The organism is Lamprocystis purpurea DSM 4197 (assembly GCF_000379525.1).
Lineage (GTDB): Bacteria > Pseudomonadota > Gammaproteobacteria > Chromatiales > Chromatiaceae > Thiodictyon > Thiodictyon purpureum.
Genome location: NZ_KB902499.1, coordinates 1 through 20,019 on the forward strand (window position 1 = coordinate 1; position 20,019 = coordinate 20,019).

17 protein-coding genes are annotated in these 20,019 nt (G+C 65.3%); 8 read left to right on the forward strand and 9 right to left on the reverse strand.

All coding sequences use genetic code 11. From position 1 onward, the window contains the following. Window positions 1-383: 383 nt before the first annotated feature. The 8 genes from A39O_RS0115065 to A39O_RS0115100 all read right to left on the reverse strand — a co-directional run bounded on the left by A39O_RS0115065 (window position 384) and on the right by A39O_RS0115100 (window position 8,748). Entirely contained in the window at window positions 384-1,124 is a 741-nt protein-coding gene (locus tag A39O_RS0115065) for a hypothetical protein (protein WP_020505491.1), read from the reverse strand. Window positions 1,125-1,292: 168 nt separating this feature from the next. Continuing rightward, window positions 1,293-1,511 (reverse strand): gas vesicle structural protein GvpA, encoded by a 219-nt coding sequence (gene gvpA / locus A39O_RS0115070; protein WP_020503491.1) that lies wholly within the window; start codon window positions 1,509-1,511, stop codon window positions 1,293-1,295. 366 nt (window positions 1,512-1,877) lie between these two features. Next, window positions 1,878-2,300: a response regulator gene (locus A39O_RS0115075; protein ID WP_020505492.1), complete on the reverse strand. Its 423-nt coding sequence runs from the start codon at window positions 2,298-2,300 to the stop codon at window positions 1,878-1,880. Between the two features lie 61 nt (window positions 2,301-2,361). Next, entirely contained in the window at window positions 2,362-3,852 is a 1,491-nt protein-coding gene (locus A39O_RS0115080; RefSeq protein WP_020505493.1) for a PAS domain-containing protein, read from the reverse strand. Beyond that, entirely contained in the window at window positions 3,830-4,588 is a 759-nt protein-coding gene (locus tag A39O_RS0115085; protein ID WP_020505494.1) for a GvpL/GvpF family gas vesicle protein, read from the reverse strand. The genes A39O_RS0115080 and A39O_RS0115085 overlap by 23 nt, the downstream gene beginning before the upstream one ends. Continuing rightward, the gene (locus A39O_RS0115090; RefSeq protein ID WP_020505495.1) at window positions 4,585-5,337 is read right to left on the reverse strand and encodes a GvpL/GvpF family gas vesicle protein; all 753 of its coding nucleotides are present in this window, start codon (window positions 5,335-5,337) and stop codon (window positions 4,585-4,587) included. Before A39O_RS0115090 ends, A39O_RS0115085 begins: the two co-directional genes overlap by 4 nt. 9 nt (window positions 5,338-5,346) lie before the next feature. Next, window positions 5,347-6,729 carry a sigma-54-dependent transcriptional regulator gene (locus A39O_RS0115095; protein WP_026199436.1) on the reverse strand — a complete coding sequence of 461 codons (1,383 nt, stop codon included), beginning with the start codon at window positions 6,727-6,729 and terminating at the stop codon, window positions 5,347-5,349. A gap of 738 nt (window positions 6,730-7,467) precedes the next feature. Beyond that, on the reverse strand, window positions 7,468-8,748 hold the full coding sequence (locus A39O_RS0115100; protein WP_020505497.1) for a diguanylate cyclase: 1,281 nt from the start codon (window positions 8,746-8,748) through the stop codon (window positions 7,468-7,470). Between the two features lie 271 nt (window positions 8,749-9,019). Here A39O_RS0115100 and A39O_RS0115105 point away from each other — a divergent pair, with 271 nt between their 5' ends. From A39O_RS0115105 to A39O_RS0115120, 4 genes are all read left to right on the forward strand, one after another. Beyond that, the gene (locus A39O_RS0115105) at window positions 9,020-10,243 is read left to right on the forward strand and encodes an efflux RND transporter periplasmic adaptor subunit (RefSeq protein WP_020505498.1); all 1,224 of its coding nucleotides are present in this window, start codon (window positions 9,020-9,022) and stop codon (window positions 10,241-10,243) included. Then, window positions 10,240-13,398, forward strand: a complete 3,159-nt coding sequence (locus A39O_RS0115110) for an efflux RND transporter permease subunit (RefSeq protein ID WP_020505499.1) — start codon at window positions 10,240-10,242, stop codon at window positions 13,396-13,398. Before A39O_RS0115105 ends, A39O_RS0115110 begins: the two co-directional genes overlap by 4 nt. A gap of 357 nt (window positions 13,399-13,755) precedes the next feature. Then, window positions 13,756-14,208, forward strand: a complete 453-nt coding sequence (locus A39O_RS0115115) for a DUF29 domain-containing protein (RefSeq protein ID WP_020505500.1) — start codon at window positions 13,756-13,758, stop codon at window positions 14,206-14,208. A gap of 997 nt (window positions 14,209-15,205) precedes the next feature. Beyond that, window positions 15,206-16,426, forward strand: coding sequence for a hypothetical protein (locus A39O_RS0115120; RefSeq protein ID WP_020505501.1), 1,221 nt, complete (start codon window positions 15,206-15,208; stop codon window positions 16,424-16,426). A 150-nt stretch (window positions 16,427-16,576) separates the two neighbouring features. Here the strand turns inward: A39O_RS0115120 and A39O_RS43590 are convergent, their stop codons facing one another. Continuing rightward, entirely contained in the window at window positions 16,577-17,215 is a 639-nt protein-coding gene (locus A39O_RS43590) for a UPF0175 family protein (RefSeq protein ID WP_407635642.1), read from the reverse strand. Between A39O_RS43590 and A39O_RS0115130 the strand changes: the two genes are divergently transcribed. The 4 genes from A39O_RS0115130 (at window position 17,194) to A39O_RS33675 (ending at window position 19,987) form a co-directional block, all read left to right on the forward strand. Further along, window positions 17,194-17,820, forward strand: coding sequence for a carbonic anhydrase (locus tag A39O_RS0115130; RefSeq protein ID WP_020505503.1), 627 nt, complete (start codon window positions 17,194-17,196; stop codon window positions 17,818-17,820). The two genes, A39O_RS43590 and A39O_RS0115130, sit on opposite strands and share 22 nt — an antisense overlap. A 126-nt stretch (window positions 17,821-17,946) precedes the next feature. Further along, the gene (locus A39O_RS0115135; protein WP_020505504.1) at window positions 17,947-19,053 is read left to right on the forward strand and encodes an L-dopachrome tautomerase-related protein; all 1,107 of its coding nucleotides are present in this window, start codon (window positions 17,947-17,949) and stop codon (window positions 19,051-19,053) included. Between the two features lie 216 nt (window positions 19,054-19,269). Continuing rightward, a complete protein-coding gene (locus A39O_RS0115145; protein WP_020505506.1) occupies window positions 19,270-19,593 on the forward strand; it encodes a hypothetical protein in 324 nt (107 codons plus the stop codon). A gap of 109 nt (window positions 19,594-19,702) precedes the next feature. Continuing rightward, window positions 19,703-19,987: a hypothetical protein gene (locus A39O_RS33675; protein ID WP_020505507.1), complete on the forward strand. Its 285-nt coding sequence runs from the start codon at window positions 19,703-19,705 to the stop codon at window positions 19,985-19,987. The last annotated feature ends 32 nt before the right edge of the window (window positions 19,988-20,019 follow it).

Below are 20,019 nucleotides of genomic sequence, written 5' to 3' on the forward strand. Positions count from 1 at the left end.
GGGAAGCCGGCCTCGAGATAGGCTGAAGCCCGCTCGGCCAAGGCTTCGACCTGGGGTGTGGCCACGAAGGTGTCGCTCGCCTCGGGCTGCACATTATCACTGTTCATCGCGGGGACCTGGCCGGCAGCTTCCAAGGGTTCGACGCTCATTCTGGTTATCCTGGCTTGTAGGTATGGGGTATGACGAACGCATCGCACACCCCGGCGAATGATTTGGTTTCCGTTTGGTTGTTCCTCGCTGCGTCGAGGCTCCGGTCAATCCTTTGACCTGGAAACTGCAATGCAGACCTCCGCGTCCGGTACCTGGGCGCGCCGGTCCTGGCGCGACCAGTGTCTTGACGCGAAAGGCAACCGCGATAGACCCAGGTACCCAGTCTACTCCGACTAGTCCTCGCTGACATCCTCTCGCTGCGTCCGCGACGGTGCGGCATCAGTCACGATCGGCGTCGGCGCGGGTTTCTCCGCGGGCTTTGGCGCTGGTTCCTTGTGCGCGGCAGCCTTGTGCTGGGCCTTGGGTGCGGGTTTAGCCGCGGCCTTGGGGCTGACAGCGGGTGGCGGCGGGGCCGCCGGTTTCGTCGGTTCGCCGCGCCAGGCTTGACGAGCCGCATGGCGCTCGCCGGCGAAGTCGCCGACCAATTGCTGCGTCTGCTGCTGGATGTCGGCGACGGCATGCACGATCTCGGAGACGAACGACTGGCCGGCGGCCCGGACGTCCATCGCCATCACGCCGCGGGCGTGCCGGAAACCGTCCTGCATCTGGGCGACCTCATCGCGTAATGCGGCGGCGGCTTGGTCTCGTGCGGTACGGGACTCGGCGGCAGACTGGGCAAGCGCTTCCCGGACGCTGGCCTGGCGGCTGGCGGCCGCGACGCGGATATCGGCGACAGCGCCCCCCAAGCGGGCGAGAAAGGCGTTGCGGTCGGCCCGCGCGGCCTCGGCCATATCGGCGTGTTGATCACGGAAGTTGGCCTGGAGCGACTCCACATTGCTCTTCAAATCGCTGATGAAGGCGTGCGCGGTGTCGGTGACTTCCTGGCGGGTGTCGGCAATCAGGGTTTGGCGGGCGATGCGATCGGATTGGATCTCGTCGCGCAGCCGCCCCATGTCTTCGGTAAAACGGCCCATTGTTTGCTCCTAACTATCACATTGCGGAATTGGACCTGGAGCAGGCGGGTCCCCGCGCAGCCCAATCACCAGGTTCGGCGCGGCTTGCCACCTGACCCGGTGGGAAGTGTCGCTCGGGGTCGATGCCTCATGCATCGGAGCGACACCCCCAAGGCACGAGACGCTCGATCAGGCCGGAGCGGCTGCCGGAGCGGTGAGGCCGATGGCCTCGGCATACTTCAGGTAGGTCTCGACCGACGCGATGACCACACGGGCTTCAACGGCGAGCAGCTCGATACCGACCAGGGAGACCTTCAACCACGCATCGATCACGATGCCCTTGTCGAGGATGCGGTCAACAACTTCGGCCAGGCTGGAGGAATCAGTAGAGTTGGCGACTTTTGCCATTTTCGTAGACCTCTGAACGTCGAAATAATTGCACGGGATGTGCGCCTTAAGCGATGCTGCCGGCCTTTGAGTCAACAGCGCGGGTCCGTTCGCACCAGCCCCAGCCGATCGTACCCCGTGGACCGCTGCAGACTGCTTGCGGGTTCAGGGAATGTCGGTGCGGCATCCTGCCGGTCTGTTCGCTTGTCTGTATTTAAGCATTCGCCGTGCCAAGGCTTGATACGCTCTGTCTCGGAATGTGACACATCGCTCAAGCAATGACTTAGCGGGATCTTTACAGGGAGGGGTGATGACCCGCGCCGGATTCGCAGTGCCGGGATATGGAGTGTCTTCCATAAACGGGGTGACGGTTCCATAGTGACCCGGCTAGGCCGCGACCACCCGATCGATCAGCGCGAGGATCTCCTGATGGAGGAAAGGCTTGGCGACGAAGCCCTGAATCAGCCCGCTCTTGAGGGCTTGTTCGACGACCGGATCATCGGAAAAGAAGTAACCGGAGATCAGAATCACGAACGGATCGTGCTGGACGCGTCGCAGGTGCTCGATGAGCACCGGACCTTCGATATCCGGCAGTTTCGCATCCACGAACACGGCGCAGTAGCGATTATGGCGGCTCAGTTCAATCGCTTCCTGACCACAGCCGGCGTGATGCGAGCGAAATCCGCGCTGCGCAATCAGTCGCCCCAGTATCCAGTTGATATCCGGTTCGTCGTCGACGGTGAGAAAGGTGGGGGTCTCCGGCGCGAATACCGGGGGCGGACCTTCTGCGACTGCCGAAGATGTGGTCATACGAAAACGCAACGGTCAGCGATCATTAAAGACGTGGCCATCCTCGAGATCATCGATGTCCTCAAGCCAATGGCAAATGAACGCAGAAGCAGGTGCCGATCCCGGGTTCGCTTTCCACCTCGATGCGTCCGTGGTGTTGTTGGATGATCGAGTAGCAGATGGAGAGGCCGAGCCCGGTGCCTTTGCCGACGGGTGAGCGGGTGTAGAACGGGTCGAAGATCTTGCCGATATCCGCGGGATCGATGCCGACGCCGGTGTCGACGATGCGCACCAGGACTTCCTCACCCTCACCGTCCAGCGACAGGCTCAGCAGACCGCCGTTGGGCATGGCGGCGATGGCATTGAGCAGGATATTGATGAAGGCCTGTTCGAGCAGGCTGGGTACGCCGCGTACCGCCAGGGATTGAGGGCAGAATTCGGTCTCGATGTCGAGCTGGTTGAGATGCGCCTGGTGACTGACGACGGACAGCGCCTGGGTAAGCAAGGCCATCGGGTCGATCCGGGTCATTTTCTCAGCGGCCGACGAGCGGGCGAAACGCAGCAGGTTCTCGATGATCTCGGACGCCTTATGGATGCCGGCGATGGTCTTTTCGACACATTCGCGGCGCAGTTCCGGGTCCAGGTCGTCATCACGCAGGAACTGGGCCGCGGATGAGCACACCGCCAGCGGGTTGCGGATCTCGTGGGCGATGCCGCCGGCCATGACCCCCAGGGCGGCGAGTTTCTGGGATTGGAGTAACTGGGTTTCCAAACGATGGCGCTCGCTGAGATCCCGTCCGGCGGCCACCATGCCGGTGGTCTCACCGTCGGCGTTGCGCATCGGCGCGAGCGTCCAGGATACCGCGATGCGCTCCTCGGACAGGGTGATCAGTGCCCACTCGGCCATCCGGCTGGCCGTCAGCGTGGGACTTTCCGCGAGCGCCTGTTCGATCTCCCGGCGGTCCGTCGGGGCGAAGAACTCCGACAGGCCGCGACCGATCACCTCGGCGGCCAGATAGCCCGTGAGCCGTTCCGCGGCCTTGTTCCAACTGAGGATGTGGCCGCGGTTGTCGGTTGAGACGAGGATATCGCTGGCGCTTTCCACCACGCTGGCAAGATGGCGCTCCACGCGTTGGATGTCCTGGCTGAGCCGCACCTGCTCGGTGATGTCCTCCATGAGAAACAGGGCGTACTGGACCTGATCGTTCCAATTGAAGGGCAAGGCACGGAAATGGTAGGTCCGCATCGGCACGCCGGGGGCGCGGAAAGTCATCCGCTGGGAGCGGCTTTGCTCGTTGCGTTCAAACACCCGCCGCACGCAGTCGAGGATGCGGGTGCGCTCGACGATCGTCGGTGGGAAGACGTCCTCGAAGCGGTGGCCGATCGTGTCCTTGGGCGTGCGATTGCCTTTTTGCAGGAAATTGCGATTTGCCATGACGATGCGCAGTCGGCTGTCCACCAGCAGGATCGAGGATGGAATCGCATCGAACAGTGTGCGAAACAGATTCTCGTAGGGTTCCCGGGCACCGTCCGCGTAGGCGCGGCCCGGATCAAGTGAAGGATCGGAGATCATCGTCGATCGCTCCCACGAAATTGTAGGGCGGCCAGGGGCCGGTGATCAGACCGGTACCCGGGACCGCCGACTGATCCTGCTGTAAGCCCGCGACAAAGCGGGCGCTGACCTCGCGCGGCACGAGGAAATAGAGCGATAACAAGGAGTGCCCACCAATTTGTCCGAACTCTTCGCGCAGTTCACGGAAGAGCCCGGGCACGGCCCGTTCGAGCGTGCCCTTGGCGGCTTGTGCCCGCGCGATGGCTTGGGCCTCGCCGTTCAGGCGCTGGCGGATGGCGGCCAAGTGGCCGTGGCCGGGGCGCGGGTCCTGATCCGGCCGGGCCTGAGCGCCGGAGTGAGGGGGCGCAGGACGGGAACCGGTCGCCGCCAGAGTGGTGGCCGGCGGGTCAGGAAGCATCAGCCGGACGCCGAACTCAACGCAATCGGCGAGATGATCGAGCAGTGTGAGTAGCCGATCGCGGTGTTTGTCCAGGAGTGTCAGAATCGCCTGATCGCTCGCCAGGACGCAGCCGAAGCGCATGGGGATCAGGGTCTCGGTCTGGTGAATGCGCGCGATCAGGTCGGCATAGGCGGTCAGCCGGTCACTGTCGGCGCGGCGGATCGCGTCGGGTTCCACGTCGGCGACCAGCGCGCCCAAGTGATCCAGCGCGAGCATCCGCAGCCCCGCGGGTAGCGCCGGCGCGCGCGGCGGGTCACGCAGGATGCAGTGAAGCATCGGACGGGTGGTGGTCGTCATGGTGCAACGCAGAAACTATAGAGGGGCCAGGGGCCGGAGCAATGCAGTTCGAGACCGTGCTCCGCGTAATCGATGCTGATCCGCGCGATTTCGGCATGGAGTGCCGGGGCGTTCACCGCGTCCACCAGACAGGCCCGATTGGCCACTGCCGGGTCGCGCGCCGGACGTTTGAGGACCGACGCGCAGTGTTGGAGCAGGCGTGGGTCGAGGTCGGCGATGAGTTGATTGAGCCAGGGGCCGATCGCCTGTTCGGCTTGGACCTTCTGGCGCTGACGTAAGAGGTAACCCCGCCCGCCGGAGGGTGCATCCGTAGTCTCGGGAAACAGCGCGCGCATCCGTCCGGCCAGTGCCCGGTCCTGGTCCAGCAGGACCTTGATGGCCCATTCTTCGCGCCCGGCCATGCGTGCGAAAAAATCGAGCAAGGTCCGCCGCCGGTGCGCGACCTCGATGGCGAGGGCCTGATCGGATGAGAAGAGGGTGGCGAACCGCAGGGGAAAGACGGTGGCGTGCGCCATGACCTGGGTGATCACGCGGTCGTGGGCCTCCAGGCGCGGCATCAGCCATTGCAGGTCCGCCAGCCGCCGTTCGGCAGCGTCGCCGGTGTAGCGATCCTGCGGGACCTCGCACAGGACAGCGTTCAGACCGGCGAGGGGGCGAACGACGATCGGGTCCTCCCAACCGCAGGCTGCGAAATCCAGATCAGTCGGCAGTGCGGCGGGAGCGAAACAGAAGCAATAAATGGCGCCCATGGCGCTCCCTTAGGCGCTCAACCCGTAGGTCTTGAGCTTGGTATGAACCGTCTTGTAGTCCACCTGGAGCAGCCGGGCGACCGCCGCCTTGTTGCCGTGGAGACGCTGCAGCGCCTCGAACAACACCTGACGCTCCACGTCCGCCATGCGTTTATGCACGATATCCTTGAGGGACATGCCGGCATGGAACAGGTTGGCCACGGCGGACTCGGGCCGGTCGGAGTCAGTCTCCGGCAATGCCAGGTGCTCGATGTCGATGGTATGGTTGGCAATCAGCACCGCCCGCCGGACGACGCTGCGCAACTGGCGCACGTTCCCCGGCCAGCGGAAGGCGAGCAGGGCCGCCGCGGCCTCGTCGCTGAACTTGCTGACCTGCTTGTCCAGTTCGCGGTTGGCCTCGGCCAGAAAATCGTGCGCAATGTGCATGATATCGTCGGTGCGGGCGCGCAGCGGCGGGAGCGTGATGCGATAGTCGCACAGCCGATAGAGCAAGTCCTCGCGGAAGGTCCCCTTGGTGACCGCATCCGCCAGGTCCCGGTTGCTGGCCGATACCAGGCGCACGTCGACCGGGATCGATTTGGTCCCGCCGACCCGGTAGATGACCCGCTCCTGCAACACCCGTAACAGCCGCGCCTGGGCGGACCAGGAGAGGTTGCCGATCTCGTCCAGGAAGAGGGTTCCGCCCTGGGCCGCCTCGAATTTGCCGGGCTGCTGCCGCTCCGCGCCGGTGAAGGCACCGCGCTCGTGACCGAACAGTTCGTTTTCGATCAGGGTGTCGGGAATGCTGCCGCAATCTACTGCAATGAAGGGAAATTTGCCGCGTGGGCTCAGGTCGTGGACCGCTCGCGCCACGACCTCCTTGCCGGCGCCGGTCTCGCCGAAAATGCTCACCGAGAAATCGGTGGGCGCCACCCGCTCGACGTCTTCGATGGTGCGGGTGATCGCCGGACTCGGTCCCATCCGTGCGCGCAAGCTGCCCGGTGCGCCCAGTCGGGGTGAGGGTCGCGGACAGCAGGTCAGCGCTTCCCGCACCTTGGACAACAGTCCTTGATTATCGAAGGGTTTGGCGAGATAGTCGAAGGCGCCTTCCTTGATTGCCACCACCGCGTTGGCAAGATCGGCAAAGCCGGTCAGCAGGATCACCGGGAGCCGTGCATCCGCGGTCTTGAGTCGGCGCAACAAATCGAGCCCGGTCATATCCGGCAGACAATAGTCGAGGATCGCGAGCCGCGGCCCACAGGTGCGGGCCAGAGAGATCGCTTCCTCGGCACTGCCGGCGGCGATGACCTGATAGCCGCCGCGCTGGAGCACCAACTGCAGCATCCGGCGTATGCCCTCCTCGTCATCGACCACCAGGACGACATCGCCTGGACCGCTACTGGAACTGTTCATGCTGTACTTCTCGCCGCGTGCTTATGAGCACTCCCGCTGGTGGGGAGGCCGACCGGTCTTACGCCGGCATCATCAGGTCCAAAGAGTCGTGCGGGACCGCTTTGGACGGGCAAGGGATCGATCCTGTAGACCTGAGCCCTGGGCTCGGCCTGAGCCCCGGCCGTGGATCGCCGCCGCCATCCCGATGCTTCCGGGTTTGCCGACGCTTCCATGATTTGAAACAAGCGATCTTTCTGTAGCTGATCGGCCTGTCTTTGCTCTAGTCTAGCAAGATCCGCCCCCGACCGCCCGCACTCCCTGTCACGCTCGGCCGGCAGCCAGGGCCGCCCGGTCCCTGGATAGGGGGCGTGCGCGTGCCGCCCCGGGCGACTTGGCCGCGGGACAGCCGACAGAACGCCGGAGGCGCTCTCGCCAGGGCGGGTGACCCCAGGGGACGTGGTTGGGCGCCTCGGGGCAAAGGCGGTCTGCGGATCAACCGCTCGCTACCGTGCCCGAGCGAGTCACGACGCGACGCCGCCGACGGCATCTGTCGAGTCGTGTTGCGGTCTGGTTGGCGCCGATATCGTCCCTGTCGATTTCAAGGCTAAGTGCCGCAATCCCGGAGGTCAAGACGAATCGCATGGCCTGAGCGATAGCCGTTGCGCGATGTGACGGACATCACACTATGCTGTTAAGCGCGCGTAACAAGCCGTAAGGCGTCACGTGTATCCACCGACTCGGCGCGGTGCGGGCATGGTGTTAGCGGCACGGGCTGGCCGTATCGATGATGACGCGATTGCGGCCGTCCTTTTTGGCCTGGTACAGGCAGGCATCCGCCCGATCGATCATGGTTTGCAGGCTGTCGGACGGTTCCAGGGTGGCGCCTAGACTGATCGTGACGGACAGGTCCTGCCCCTCGTGGCCAATGCGGGTTGCCGCGACGGTCGCCCGCAAGCCCTCGAGCTTGTCCCCGAGCGCGGATGGCTCGATTCCCGGCAGCAGGATGCAGAATTCCTCGCCACCGTAGCGTCCGATCAGGTCGGCGCGGCGCAGCCCCTTGCCGAGCACCCTGGCGACCTGCTTGAGCACGCGGTCTCCGGCCAAGTGTCCATATGTATCATTGACCTTCTTGAAGTGATCGATGTCGAGCATCACCGCCGCCAGGGGTTGGCGTTGACGCGTGGCGTTGGCGTAGAGCACCTCACCGGCCTCGAACAGGTGGCGGCGGTTGTAGAGCCCGGTGAGATAGTCGCGCACCGCGGCTTCCCGGATGGCGCGCATCTGCTCGATGAGCTCCAGATTCAGGGTGACGCGGCAGTAGAACTCCTCCACCAGGAACGGCTTGGTGATGAAGTCGTTGGCGCCGTTCTTGAGCAGGCGCGCCGGCAGCGTCGGCGTCGCGGTATCCGAGACCCCGATGATGGCGAGTTCGTCGCGTCCGCGCCGCTGGCGCAGGGCGCCGATCAGTGCCAGACCGTCCATCTCCGGCATGTTGTAGTCGGTGACCACCAGTTCGATGGTCGGCTCATGATCCATCACCCGCAGCGCCTCGCGGCCGTTCTCCGCATAAAGCACCTGCAGGTGTTGCAGTTCGAGGAGTCCGCCGATGTACTGGCGGAAGGCCCGCGAGTCGTCAACCACCAGGGTCTTGATGTCGCGGTTGCGGCGGATGCGCCGGACCAGGGCGGCCGCGTGTTCGATCTCGTGCACACTGGTCTTGAGCAGATAATCAACGACGTTCTTGGCCAGGATGCGCTCGCGCATGGCGTCGTCGTAGTGGCCGGTGAGCACCACCACCGGGATGTCGTGCGCGAGGATATAGTCTACGACCTCACCGTCCGGGGCATCCGGCAGATTGAGGTCGACGACCGCCAGAAAGAAACGATCGGGGTCGGATTCAATACTGGCCATCACCTCGGCCAGTGACCCGGCGCTCTCGGTGGTGACGCCCGCGACCGCCTCGCAGCGGGCACGCAAGAGCGCGGTGATGGCCTGACTGTCGTCGACCAGTAAGACCTTTTCGCCGTAGCTGGGCTGCATGGGTGTCCGACCTTCAGTAGCGGCGAGCGTGCAGCGAGAACCAAGCACGCGGTGCGACCGGATAGACAGCGCCCCGGGGTCGAGGGTTGGGGGAGAGTCCCGGGGCGCCGATGGGCCGTGCGGTGCCGGCGGGGGGTCCGGCGCCGTATGGCCTGTCTCTGACTGTAGTTCGCCGCGCGCGGCCAACCTGCGTCGTCCGTCACAAGAACGGTCGCACCGGTCGCCGGCCCCCGATAGAATTGCGTTAAACCCGTCACCAAGGACGCCGATCATGCCGCTTCGCCCGACGCCGTTACCGACCCTGGCCTGTCCCGACCATCACGCCCTCGCCGCGACTGTTCGGGGCGCGGCGCGTGTCCTGATCCTCGGCATCCTCGGCATCCTTGCCGGCTGCGGCACTGAGGATGCGGCGGCGCCGGCGGTCGCCGGACCGCCGCCGGCGGTGGTCGTGGTCCAGGCCAAGCGCGAATCGGTGGAGGAGCAGACACAGTTCGTCGGCCGGGTGGTGGCGATGGATCGGGTGGAACTGCAGGCACGCGTGCAGGGCTTTCTGAAAGAGCGCAAGTTCACGGAGGGGCAGCAGGTCAAGGTCGGGGAGGTCCTGTTCCTGATCGAGCCGGAGCAGTACCAGGCGGTGGTGGTGCAGCGCGAGGCCGATCTCGCCAAGGCGACGGCCGACACGGAGAACGCCCGCGCCCAGTTGGCCCGCGGACGCGAGCTGCTCAAGCAGAAGAATATCGCCCAGTCGGAGGTGGATAAGCTCCAGGCGGCGGAGGCAATCGCCCAGGCCGGCATCGCCCAGGCGAAGGCGGCCCTGGATGCGGCCAAGCTCGACCTCAGCTACACCCAGATCATCGCGCCGATCGCCGGGCGCATCGGCCTGTCTAAATACACCGTTGGTAACCTGGTGGGCCCGACCAGCGGCACCCTGGCCACGATCGTGAGCCGTGACCCCATCGACGTGCAGTTCCCGGTCACCCAGCGCGACCTGCTGGAGGCGCGTCAGGACATCGAGGAGCAGGGCGGTGACCCCGGCAACGTGGTGGTGCTGGCGCGCCTGTCGGACGATTCGATCTATGACCATCGCGGCAAGCTCGATTTCATCGACGTGACGACCGACCGGGGCACCGACACCGTGACCGTGCGGGCACGCTTTCCGAATCCGGAGGGCTATCTGGTGGACGGTCAGTATGTCGGCGTCCTGGTGCAGGACGCGACCCCGACCATGGAGATCCTGGTGCCCCAGGCGGCGCTGCAGATCGACCAGCAGGGGACTTCGGTCTTGATCGTCAGCACCGAGAACAAGGTGGAGGTCAGGCGCATCCAGACCGGTCCCACGGTGGGCGCGAACGTGACGGTGCGCAGCGGACTCACCGAAGGTGACCTGGTGATCACCGAGGGGATCCAGAAGGTGCGGCCCGGCATGGTGGTGAGCGCCGTGCCGGCGCCTGCTGCGACCGCGGAGACGCCGGCCAAGGGAGCGGCGGCGCCATGATCTCCGACGTCTTCATCGACCGGCCGCGGCTGTCGATCGTCATCTCGATCGTCATCTTCCTCGCCGGGATCATCGCCATCGGCGCCATCCCGGTGGCCCAGCTTCCCGACATCGTGCCGCCCCAGGTCGCGGTGAGCGGTTCCTATCCAGGCGCCAGTGCCAGCGTTGTGGAGTCGACCGTCGCCCAGCCGGTGGAGGCCAAGGTCAACGGCGTCGACAACATGCTCTACATGAAGTCGACCAGCGGCAACGACGGCAGCTATTCGCTCAATATCACCTTCGCCCTGGGAACTGATCCCGATCTGAACACGGTCAATGTGCAGAACCGGGTCAGCCTGGCCACGCCCCAGCTTCCCGAGGAGATCAAACGCCAGGGGCTGACGGTGCAGAAGCAGTCTTCCGCCATGCTCCAGGTGATCGCCCTGAGTTCACCGACCGGGGTCTATGACGGGCTCTTTCTGAGCAACTACGCGAGCATCAACGTCACCGACACGCTGGCGCGGGTGCCGGGCGTGGGGAGCGTGTCGCAGTTCGGTCCGCTCGATTACAGCATGCGCATCTGGTTGTCCTCCGATCGCCTGACCGCGCTCGGGCTGACTCCCTCCGACGTCATGACCGCCATCCAGAGCCAGAACATCCAGGCCGCGGTGGGGCGCATCGGCGCCCAGCCGATGCATTCGGATGCGCAGTTTCAGATCACCCTTCAGACCAAGGGGCGCCTGTCGGACGTCGCCGAGTTCGAGCGCATCGTGGTGCGCGCGAATCCGGACGGTTCCACCGTGCGGGTCAAGGATGTGGGACGGGTCGAACTGGGGTCGCGCCAGTCCGATTCGATCAGCCGGCTGAACGGCCACGACACGGCCGGGATCGCCATCTACCTGGCGCCCGGCGCCAATGCCGTCAAGGTGGCGGATGGCGTCTCCGCGGCCATGGAGCGGCTGGCCACCCGCTTCCCGGACGGTCTGACCTACAGCGTCGTCTATGACACCACCGAGTTCGTCACGGCGAGCCTGGAGAAGGTGATCCACACCCTGATCGAGGCCTTCGTGCTGGTCATCATTGTGGTCTTTCTGTTTCTCGGCAGTTGGCGCGCCACCATCATTCCACTGGTCGCCGTGCCGGTCGCCTTGGTGGGCACCTTCGCCTTCCTGCTGCTGATCGGCTTCTCGGCCAATACGGTCTCGCTGCTCGCCGTGGTGCTTGCCATCGGGATTGTGGTCGACGACGCCATCGTGGTGGTGGAGAACGTCGAGCGGATCATGGAAGAGGAGCACCTGCCGCCGCGCGAGGCGGCCAAGAAAGCGATGGCGCAGATCACCGGGCCTATCCTGGCCATCACCCTGGTTTTGCTCTCGGTGTTTTTGCCGGTCGCGTTCATCCCCGGGATCACCGGCCAGTTGTTTCAGCAGTTCGCGGCCGTGGTCGCCTTCTCCATGTTGATCTCGGCGGTCAATGCACTCACCCTGTCGCCGGCACTGTGTGCGGTGCTCCTGAAGCCCAGCCAGGAACGGCGCGGCATCATGGGCCGGGTGATGAACGGGATCGACTGGGTGCGCGACGGCTATGCCGGCATCGTCGCCCGGCTGGTGCGGGTCTCGATGGTCGTGGTGGTGCTGATCATCGGCATCGGGCTGGCTACCGGTGCGCTGTTCAAGGCCACGCCGACCGGGTTCCTGCCGTCGGAGGATCAGGGCGCCTTCATGGCTGAAATCCAACTGCCGCAGGGGGCCTCGCTCAATCGAACCCTGGAGGTGGTGAAGCAAGTGGAGACCATTTTTTCCGCCGACCCGGCGATGGCCTCCGTCCTCACCATTCCCGGCTTCAGCCTGATGGACGGGGTGGTGCAATCCAACAGTGCCGCCGTTATCGGCCGGCTCAAACCCTTCGCGGAGCGCACCACCCCGGATCTCAAAGTCGACGCGGTCATCAACCGGATGCGCGCCCAGACCGCCGGGATCGCCAGCGCCATGATCATCCCCTTCAACCTGCCCCCCATCATCGGCCTGGGCACGGGCAGCGGTTTCGAATACCAACTCGAGGACCTGCAGGGCCGCACCCCGGAGGAGTTGGCCGGGGTCATGCGCGCCCTGGTGGTGGCCGGCAATGACGATCCGGCGCTGCAAGCGGTGTTCTCCACCTGGTCGACCAACAACCCCCAGGTCTTCCTCGACATCGACCGCGAAAAGGCCCAGACCCTGGGCGTGCAGATCAGCGATATCTTTACCGCGCTCCAGGCCACGCTGGGCGGCTATTACGTCAACGACTTCAATAAATTCGGTCGGGTCTGGCAGGTCAATATCCAGGGTGAGATGGGGGACCGCCAGCGGTTCGATGATGTCTATCGCATCCATGTGCGCAACAGCAAGGGCGACATGGTGCCGATCCGCGCCCTGATGGCGCCCAAGCTGATTCTGGGTCCTCAGTTGATTCAGCGCTACAACAACTATCGCAGTGTCACCATCAGCGGTGGTCCGGCCCCCGGGCGCAGCTCCGGTGAGGCGCTCACCGCCATGGAGGCGGTCTCGGCGCGGGTCTTGCCGGCCGGGTTCGGCTTTGAATGGACCGGTACCGCCCTGCAGGAACGCGAGGCGGGCGGCAAGACCACGGTCGTCCTCGGGCTGGCGGTGTTATTCGCCTATCTGTTCCTGGTCGGGCTCTATGAATCCTGGTCCATGCCCGCGGCCGTGCTGCTATCGGTCACGATTGGTGTTCTTGGCGCCATGATTGCGCTCTGGTTCACGGGGTTGCCCAACGATCTCTATGCCCAGGTCGGCCTGGTGGTGCTGATCGGTTTGGCGAGCAAAAACGCCATCCTGATCGTGGAGTTCGCCATGGTGCAGCGCCGCCACGGCAAGTCGATCCTGGAGGCGGCCTCCACCGCCGCCCACATGCGAATCCGCGCCGTGCTGATGACCAGCTTCGCCTTCATCCTCGGCCTGATTCCGCTGGTGCTCGCCAGCGGGGCCGGCGAGGCGAGCCAGCGGGCGGTCGGTACCGCCGTGTTCGGCGGTATGTTGGCCGCGTCCATGCTCGGTGTCTTCCTGATTCCCATGCTCTATGTCGTGTTCCAGCGGTTCAGGGAACTGGTGCATGGCACGCCGCCGGCGGCGGCGGATGGCGCTCCGGCGCCGGTGCAAGCGGGGGTGAAGTCCTGACCTGGCAAACCGGGATGCGGCCTTGGTCATTGTTTCGGCCGGCCGGCTTGTCAACTGCTGGAGTCGGGCGAGTGCCTGTTCCGCTTCCTGCGCGCGCTGCTCAGCCTGACGCTGGGCTCGCCGGGTGCGTAGTCAGGCCATCCTGGCCCGACACCATCAGGGCTGGAAGCCCTGACTACGCACGCCGCTGGCCGGGATTACGATCAAGGCCGCCCCTAGGGTGTGCCGCTGCCCTGACGTTGCCGCTCGTCTTGCCCGATGCCCGGCAGTCCGTCTATGATCGGCGCACTGCCCGTCGTTTCGGGAGTCCGCGTTGCCGTTCCGCGCCCCTATTGCTTTGCCCGAGTCTCACACCGCATGCCCGCCACGTCCGATCTTTACCATCAAGACTATCACGCCTGGATTGCCGGCCAGGCCGCGCTCCTGCGTCAGGGTCGCACGCACGAGATCGACCCGGAATTGCTCGCTGAGGAACTCGAAGCCATGGGTCGTCGTGAACGAAACGAGCTCGTCAGCCGTCTGATCATCCTGATCGCCCATCTGCTGAAGTGGCAGTACCAGCCCGAGCACCGCACCTCAAGCTGGCGCGGCTCCATCGTTGAACAGCGGGTTCAGGTGAGTCGGGAACTGCGGCTCAGCCCCAGCCTCAAGGCCTTTCTTGCCGATGCAATCAACGAGTCCTATCCGGACGCCCGCCATATTGCGAGCCAGGAGACCGGCATCCGCGCCGCCGGGTTTCCCGCTGACTGTCCTTACCGCGACAGCGACATCCTCAATGAGAGCTATTGGCCCGGCGACTCGCGGGGGTGACGGCCGAGGTCCTGGTCGGCGGGAGACGGCTGCGGCGGTTTTTCCGGGTCCGCTTTCGACCCGGAGCGGACGCTGGCCCTGTGAACAAGAACGGCGGCAATCCAACGGATAGCGGACACCGTGCCCATCGTCGCCTTCAGCACCGAGGCCGCCGGCCTGGGACGACCCGCCGGTCGCTCTCGTATCGGACTGGGAGGCTCTGGCGCAACCGTCACCCGAGTATGTCTTCGGCCAGGAAGTGCAGCGGGAGCCCCTTGCGCCGTCGCCACCCGCCAGCGACGCGCTCCTCCCTGCACCCAGGCCCCGGCACACCATCACGCCCGCTCGGCTCGGCGCCCTGCGAGTTGGCTCCCTCATTCCCGTAGATGGCCCGAAATGGCGACCTCATCCCCGTCCCGCCCCGTCGGCTCGCGCGCGGCGCTTGCCACGCGCCTCCCAGCGATGGTATGGCCCGGCCGGCGCCAGCCGCCTGTGCGGTCGGATTTCCTGTCCTTAAGGTTAGATTAAGGGCGGCGCACTAGACTGCCTTCATGCGCTATGAGGGGAGGCGCGTTCTCTCGACCAAGCTCGGCGTTCCTATGGCATCTATCTTGCCTACTCGCCTTGTTGCCGGTCTTGCTATGGGCTCGTGCAGTAGTCTTCACGCCGATGCCGACGAGGTTATCGATGTTCCGTCCCCGCGCTCCCGCCGGAAAGCACCCACGACAATCCTCCGGACCAGCGCGCGCGGGTCATTGTGCTTCGCGCCGCTGACGTGATGCTTCCCGCGCTCATTTGAGTTCGAAGTGATTTGCCTTTGCTGACCAGGCATTTCGTTATCCCGGGCGTGCCCCGGAGAATTAGAGAAACAATTTCTTGAGGTCCAATCATGAAAAAAGCCCTGATCGCCGCTCGGCATGACACTACGCCCATAAGAATGAGATCCGTCTCTGTGGGGTTGCTCTCTGCGGCTTGCCTATTCGGTCACACCGCAACCCAGGCCGGTGGCTGGACGCCAATGCGCACATTGCAGGGTCCGTTCGCCGCCTCCTCACTGCCGTCGTCCCCGGTGGTGGCGATGAACAGCAACGGCCACGCATTGCTCGCCTGGAATGCCACCGGTAACGCCCGGTTCGCGGAACGCGTCAAGGGCGCGGCCTGGCAAGCCTCGCAAGCCGTGCCCGGCGCAAGCACAGGCGCCGGCCCAGTGGCCGCGGCGATCGGCAACAACGAAGTCGCCGCGATCGCGTTCACCACCGCGCCGACCCGCTTGGTGCCATCGAAATTGTTGGTCACGCTGCGCGCGCCGGGGGGGTCGTTCGGCACCGCCGTCGAGCCTGTGCCCGGCACCAGAGCGGGCGACATGAAGCTCGGCATTGCCTGCGATGGCACGGTGACACTGTTATGGACCGACGCCGCAGGCATCAAGGTGAGTTCCCTCCCAGGTACCGGTACAACGGCGCTGGCCTGTGATGGCACACCCGGAACCGGAGCCTGGACGCCCGCGACACTCGTTTCGACCCCCGGTGCCGGAGCGAGCCTCGCGGAACTGGCGGTCAACGATGCCGGCGCCGCGCTCGCGGTGTGGCAGGAAGGCGCGCCGGGCAACCCCAGCTCGATCGCTGCGGCTTACCAGCCTGCAAGCCAAGCCTGGGAGTTGCCGCAGACGGTATCGTTACCGACCGGGCAATCCACCTGGAACCCGAAGCCCGGCCTTGACGCGGCCGGAAATGCCGCGGTCGGTTACCTTGATGGGAATAGCATGGTCGTCGCCAGGCGGCCGGCGGCTGGCCCTTGGGACCCATCAATGCCCGTACCGGGCGCACAGTCCGTCTACTACCCAGCACTGGCGATGAGCGCGGGGGGCGACCTGCTGGCCTCGTGGCTCTCGCTCGATGTTTCAAACATCGGGTCGGTGTGGGCGAGCATTGCACCCGCCGGCGGGGCCTGGACCCGGCGGACGCGCCTGTCGGCCCGCGCCGAGTCAGCCGACTGGCCGAGTGCCGCCTTTGCGGGTGACGGCTCGGTCGCCATCGTCGGCTGGACCGACAACAACGCCAATACCGCCAAAGCCGCAGTGCGCTCAGCCGGCGCCTGGACGCGTAGCAGCCTGGGTACGGGCTACTGGTCCGGTGCGGTCCCGGTGGCGGCCGGGGGCAGCACGGCGGTCGCCGGCTGGACGATGCCGAACCTCGCCAATCCCAACGCCGGCAAGCTGGTCGCTCGCACCTGGCAGTAGCGATGCCAGCCCGCGATGAGGGCCCGGTCGTGCAGCGCCGGCTCATCGCGCAGATCCCTCGCGCTGCCATGGTGGCCGTTCGTGATGCTGAAGCCTCCCCTGGACAATGCCGGGCGCTTCCTTCGAGGCGCCATGAATCAACGCGACGGCTTATGTCGATCGGTACAATCTACCCGCGAGGCAAGGGCATCCGGACTTCGCGACCACCCAGCATGTCTGAATGACCGGGCTGGTATCGACGATGATCACCGGCAGCCTCGGCGGCAGCGAGGTCCACGTCCAACTCCCCAGCGCCCACCTGGATGGGGTGGATACCCCCAGGCGGCCAAGCTCGGCGAGAAAGGCCCCCCGCCCCATCCCGATCAGGCCGGCAGCCTGCCCGGAGCTGAACCTGCCGGTCTCGAACAATTTGGCGGTCGGGGACAGGAATTCCGGGCAGGGAGTTTGGCGACAGTATGTGTGATTCTTGGACCTGGCGAATGTCTGCTGTCCACGCGACTGCGGACCCCGGGCGGCAAAGCACCAGTGTCTGGTGCTGGCCGAATTGCGCCCGTCTCCAGCGGGCGCCGCTCCTAAGTCATCAAGGTCAGCATTCCGTCTGCTCTGCCATCTTCCAAGGGGTAGTCCTGTAATGTGTAGGGGAGGCCCCGCAACATCGAACCGCTCCAATCCGAGGCGGATTGTCGCAAAGCGACGCCCGGTGATCGCTGCGCAATGTAAAATGATGTGTGTCCAACCTGAGGAGCCGACACCTTGGTGAATCCCCCATGATCCCAGCCACCGTTGCACTCGACCGTCTGCGCGAGGGGAATGCCCGTTTCGCGGCCAATATTCGCAGCCGGGACAGCCTTGCCACGCAGACGCGCCGGCTCGAATTGACCGCGGGTCAGCGGCCGTTCGCCATCATTCTGGGGTGTTCGGACTCGCGGGTGCCGGCGGAGATTGTCTTCGATCAAGGGCTGGGCGATCTGTTCGTGATTCGGGTGGCCGGCAACATCGTCGCGTCGTCGCAGGTCGGTAGCGTGGAGTTTGCGGCGTCACGCTACGGTACGCGATTGGTCGTGGTGCTGGGTCATACGCAGTGCGGGGCGATCCTGGCGACGCTGGAGGAGTTGCAGCAGCCGACCGCGGGTCAGTCGCCGAATCTGCGCGCCATTGTCGACCGGCTGCGGCCGGCGGTGGTCGGGTTGTTGGAGACCGAGTTACGGCATGATCTGGGCGCTCTGGTTCGTCAGGCGGTGCGGGCGAACATTCGTTCCTCGGTCGACCATCTGCGGCACGGTTCGCCGATTCTGGAGCGCCTGTGCGAGGAAGAGGGGTTGGTCATCGTCGGGGCCGAGTATTCGCTGGAAACCGGGGTGGTCGATTTCTTCGATGGGGTATCAGGCGGTTAGCCGATCGGGATCGAGACTCTGATCAGCGTCGGGATTTCCCTTTGAAATTCTGCTTGGCAGACCCCACTCCCCTCGCCAAACATCCCACCCGGTGCAAGCCGCTTGAGAATTGACCCGGAGTCTTTGATGCGTCCACTGTTCGCCGCCCTGCTGCTCGCCCTCCCGCTCACTCAGCCGCTCCCGGCCTGGGCCGATGAGCAACAACTGCCTGGTTCGATCGAGGTGGTGGCTGAGTTGCCCGTCAATCCCGGCAACCTGGCGGTGACTCCCGACGGGCGGGTCTTCGCCACGGTGCATCAGTTCCGCCGCGGGACTGCCCAACTGATCGAGATCACGGGGCCAGCGAGTTACCGTCCCTGGCCGGATGCGGCCTGGAACGGGTCCTTTGGTTCGGGGCCGGATGTGCTCAACAGCGCGCTCGGTATCCGGGTTGATCGCCAGGGGCGCCTGTGGGTGCTCGACAATGGCCTGGGCGATCCGCCGTTGATGCCGCACCAAACGCCCAAACTGCTGGCTTTTGCACTCGCCGACGGCAAGCCGGTCTATCGCTATGATTTTCCTCCGGAGACGGGGCCGGCGGGGAGTTTTCTGAACGACCTGGCAGTGGATGACGCGCGGGGCTTCGTGTACATCGCGGACGTGGGCGGCAGTCAGTCGCCCGCGCTGGTGGTCCTGGATCTCAATCAACGACGTTCACGGCGCTTCACCGCTTCGCCGGCATTACAGGCGGAAGACGTGGACCTGGTAGTCGAGGGCCGGGTGATCGGACCGCGGGGGGAGGACGGGAAGGTGAAGCCGGCCCGGATCGCGCTGAATCCCATCACCTTATCGGCAGACGGCGAGACGCTGTTTTTCGGGGCGATGAACGGGGAAACCTGGTACCAGGTCCCGGCCCGGTTGCTGCGGGAGGGTGCGACGGATGCGGTGATCGCCGCGGCGATCACCAAGGCTGGACCCAAGCCGGTCTCGGACGGGGCCGCGACTGATGCCGCGGGACATCACTATTTCACTGACCTGGGGAGCAACGCCATCACCGTGCTGGGTCCTGACGGCCGCCTGGAGACCCTGGTCCAGGACGATCGGCTGCTGTGGCCGGACGCGCTGAGCTTTGGCGAACCCGGTTGGCTTTACATTGCCGTCAACCAGTTGCATCGCGCGCCCTTCCTCAATGGCGGGGTCGAGGGTGCGGTGCCGCCGTTTCGGATCATGCGCGTTTATACCGGGCAGGATTAGGATGCGGCTTTGGCGTGCCGATCGTTGTCGTTGTCGTTGTCGTAATCGGAGAAGCGCCTCAATGTGGGCATGAGCAGCTCGCTGTCGATCGCGATTCGACTCGCTACCAAGAGCGCATTCCGCACCGGTTCAGTCGGCGTTCAGGAACCCCGGCCTAAGATGGCGCTCAAGGGTCGAGGCACGGGGCCTTGAGCCGACCTGAAGAGCGAAGCAACCATGACGAAAATACACACTGGGTTCAAGATTGCGCTGGCCGTGGCGTTGACAGTGGCGCTCGGGCTTCCGGGGCTGGCGGCGGCGCGTGGGGGCGATGACCGGGGCGACGGACACCGGCGCGATTGGGATCGGGATCGTGGTGAACGGAGCTGGCACGACCGCAAGCCGCGGCATCATCATGACCATCGTCCGCGGCACCGATGCGACGACCGGCGCCCGGTGGCTATCCGCCAGCCGATCTACATGGAACCTCGCGCGCCGGTGATCATGCCGGGCCTCGGCTTGGGGAATGGTGTGACCCTGATGTTGCGCAGTGATTGGTAACACCGGCCCTGGTCAGGTTGAGGGTGCGGCGTGTCGACGCGGGTCACGGCTCGGCGGAGGCTATGCTACATTCCCGGTCATCCGGCCGGCACCCGAACTCGACCTACCCATGCAGCCCACTCCCATCCTGTTCGTCGTCCTCTCCCTGGCGGCCCTGGCCGGGCCGGTCGGCGTCTGCGCGGCGCCGCCGGTGGCCGCGGTCGTGAATCCGCTGCCACTCCTGGTCGGCCGGGGCGGTGGCGCCTCCTCAGCCGCGGAGGCTGCCGAGGCGGCGCGGCGCCAGACCGGCGGCAAGGTGCTCTCGGTCCGTGAAACCAGCGGCGGCTATGAGGTCAAGGTCCTCACCCCATCGGGTGAGGTCCGGATGGTCTTCATCTCCGGTTCCGGGAGCTGAGGTGATTTCCGGGAATGAACACCCCCAACAGC

Bases quoted from the DNA above. Each gene is read 5' to 3' on its own strand.
- A39O_RS0115095 (WP_026199436.1), bottom strand. From the start codon at position 6,729: ATGAACAGTTCCAGTAGCGGTCCAGGCGATGTCGTCCTGGTGGTCGAT.
- A39O_RS0115065 (WP_020505491.1), bottom strand. From the start codon at position 1,124: ATGGGCCGTTTTACCGAAGACATGGGGCGGCTGCGCGACGAGATCCAA.
- A39O_RS0115135 (WP_020505504.1), top strand. From the start codon at position 17,947: ATGCGTCCACTGTTCGCCGCCCTGCTGCTCGCCCTCCCGCTCACTCAG.
- A39O_RS0115105 (WP_020505498.1), top strand. From the start codon at position 9,020: ATGCCGCTTCGCCCGACGCCGTTACCGACCCTGGCCTGTCCCGACCAT.
- A39O_RS0115075 (WP_020505492.1), bottom strand. From the start codon at position 2,300: ATGACCACATCTTCGGCAGTCGCAGAAGGTCCGCCCCCGGTATTCGCG.
- A39O_RS0115100 (WP_020505497.1), bottom strand. From the start codon at position 8,748: ATGCAGCCCAGCTACGGCGAAAAGGTCTTACTGGTCGACGACAGTCAG.
- A39O_RS0115090 (WP_020505495.1), bottom strand. From the start codon at position 5,337: ATGGGCGCCATTTATTGCTTCTGTTTCGCTCCCGCCGCACTGCCGACT.
- A39O_RS0115145 (WP_020505506.1), top strand. From the start codon at position 19,270: ATGACGAAAATACACACTGGGTTCAAGATTGCGCTGGCCGTGGCGTTG.
- A39O_RS33675 (WP_020505507.1), top strand. From the start codon at position 19,703: ATGCAGCCCACTCCCATCCTGTTCGTCGTCCTCTCCCTGGCGGCCCTG.
- A39O_RS0115120 (WP_020505501.1), top strand. From the start codon at position 15,206: ATGCGCACATTGCAGGGTCCGTTCGCCGCCTCCTCACTGCCGTCGTCC.
- gvpA (WP_020503491.1), bottom strand. From the start codon at position 1,511: ATGGCAAAAGTCGCCAACTCTACTGATTCCTCCAGCCTGGCCGAAGTT.
- A39O_RS0115130 (WP_020505503.1), top strand. From the start codon at position 17,194: ATGATCCCAGCCACCGTTGCACTCGACCGTCTGCGCGAGGGGAATGCC.
- A39O_RS0115080 (WP_020505493.1), bottom strand. From the start codon at position 3,852: ATGATCTCCGATCCTTCACTTGATCCGGGCCGCGCCTACGCGGACGGT.
- A39O_RS0115110 (WP_020505499.1), top strand. From the start codon at position 10,240: ATGATCTCCGACGTCTTCATCGACCGGCCGCGGCTGTCGATCGTCATC.
- A39O_RS0115115 (WP_020505500.1), top strand. From the start codon at position 13,756: ATGCCCGCCACGTCCGATCTTTACCATCAAGACTATCACGCCTGGATT.
- A39O_RS0115085 (WP_020505494.1), bottom strand. From the start codon at position 4,588: ATGACGACCACCACCCGTCCGATGCTTCACTGCATCCTGCGTGACCCG.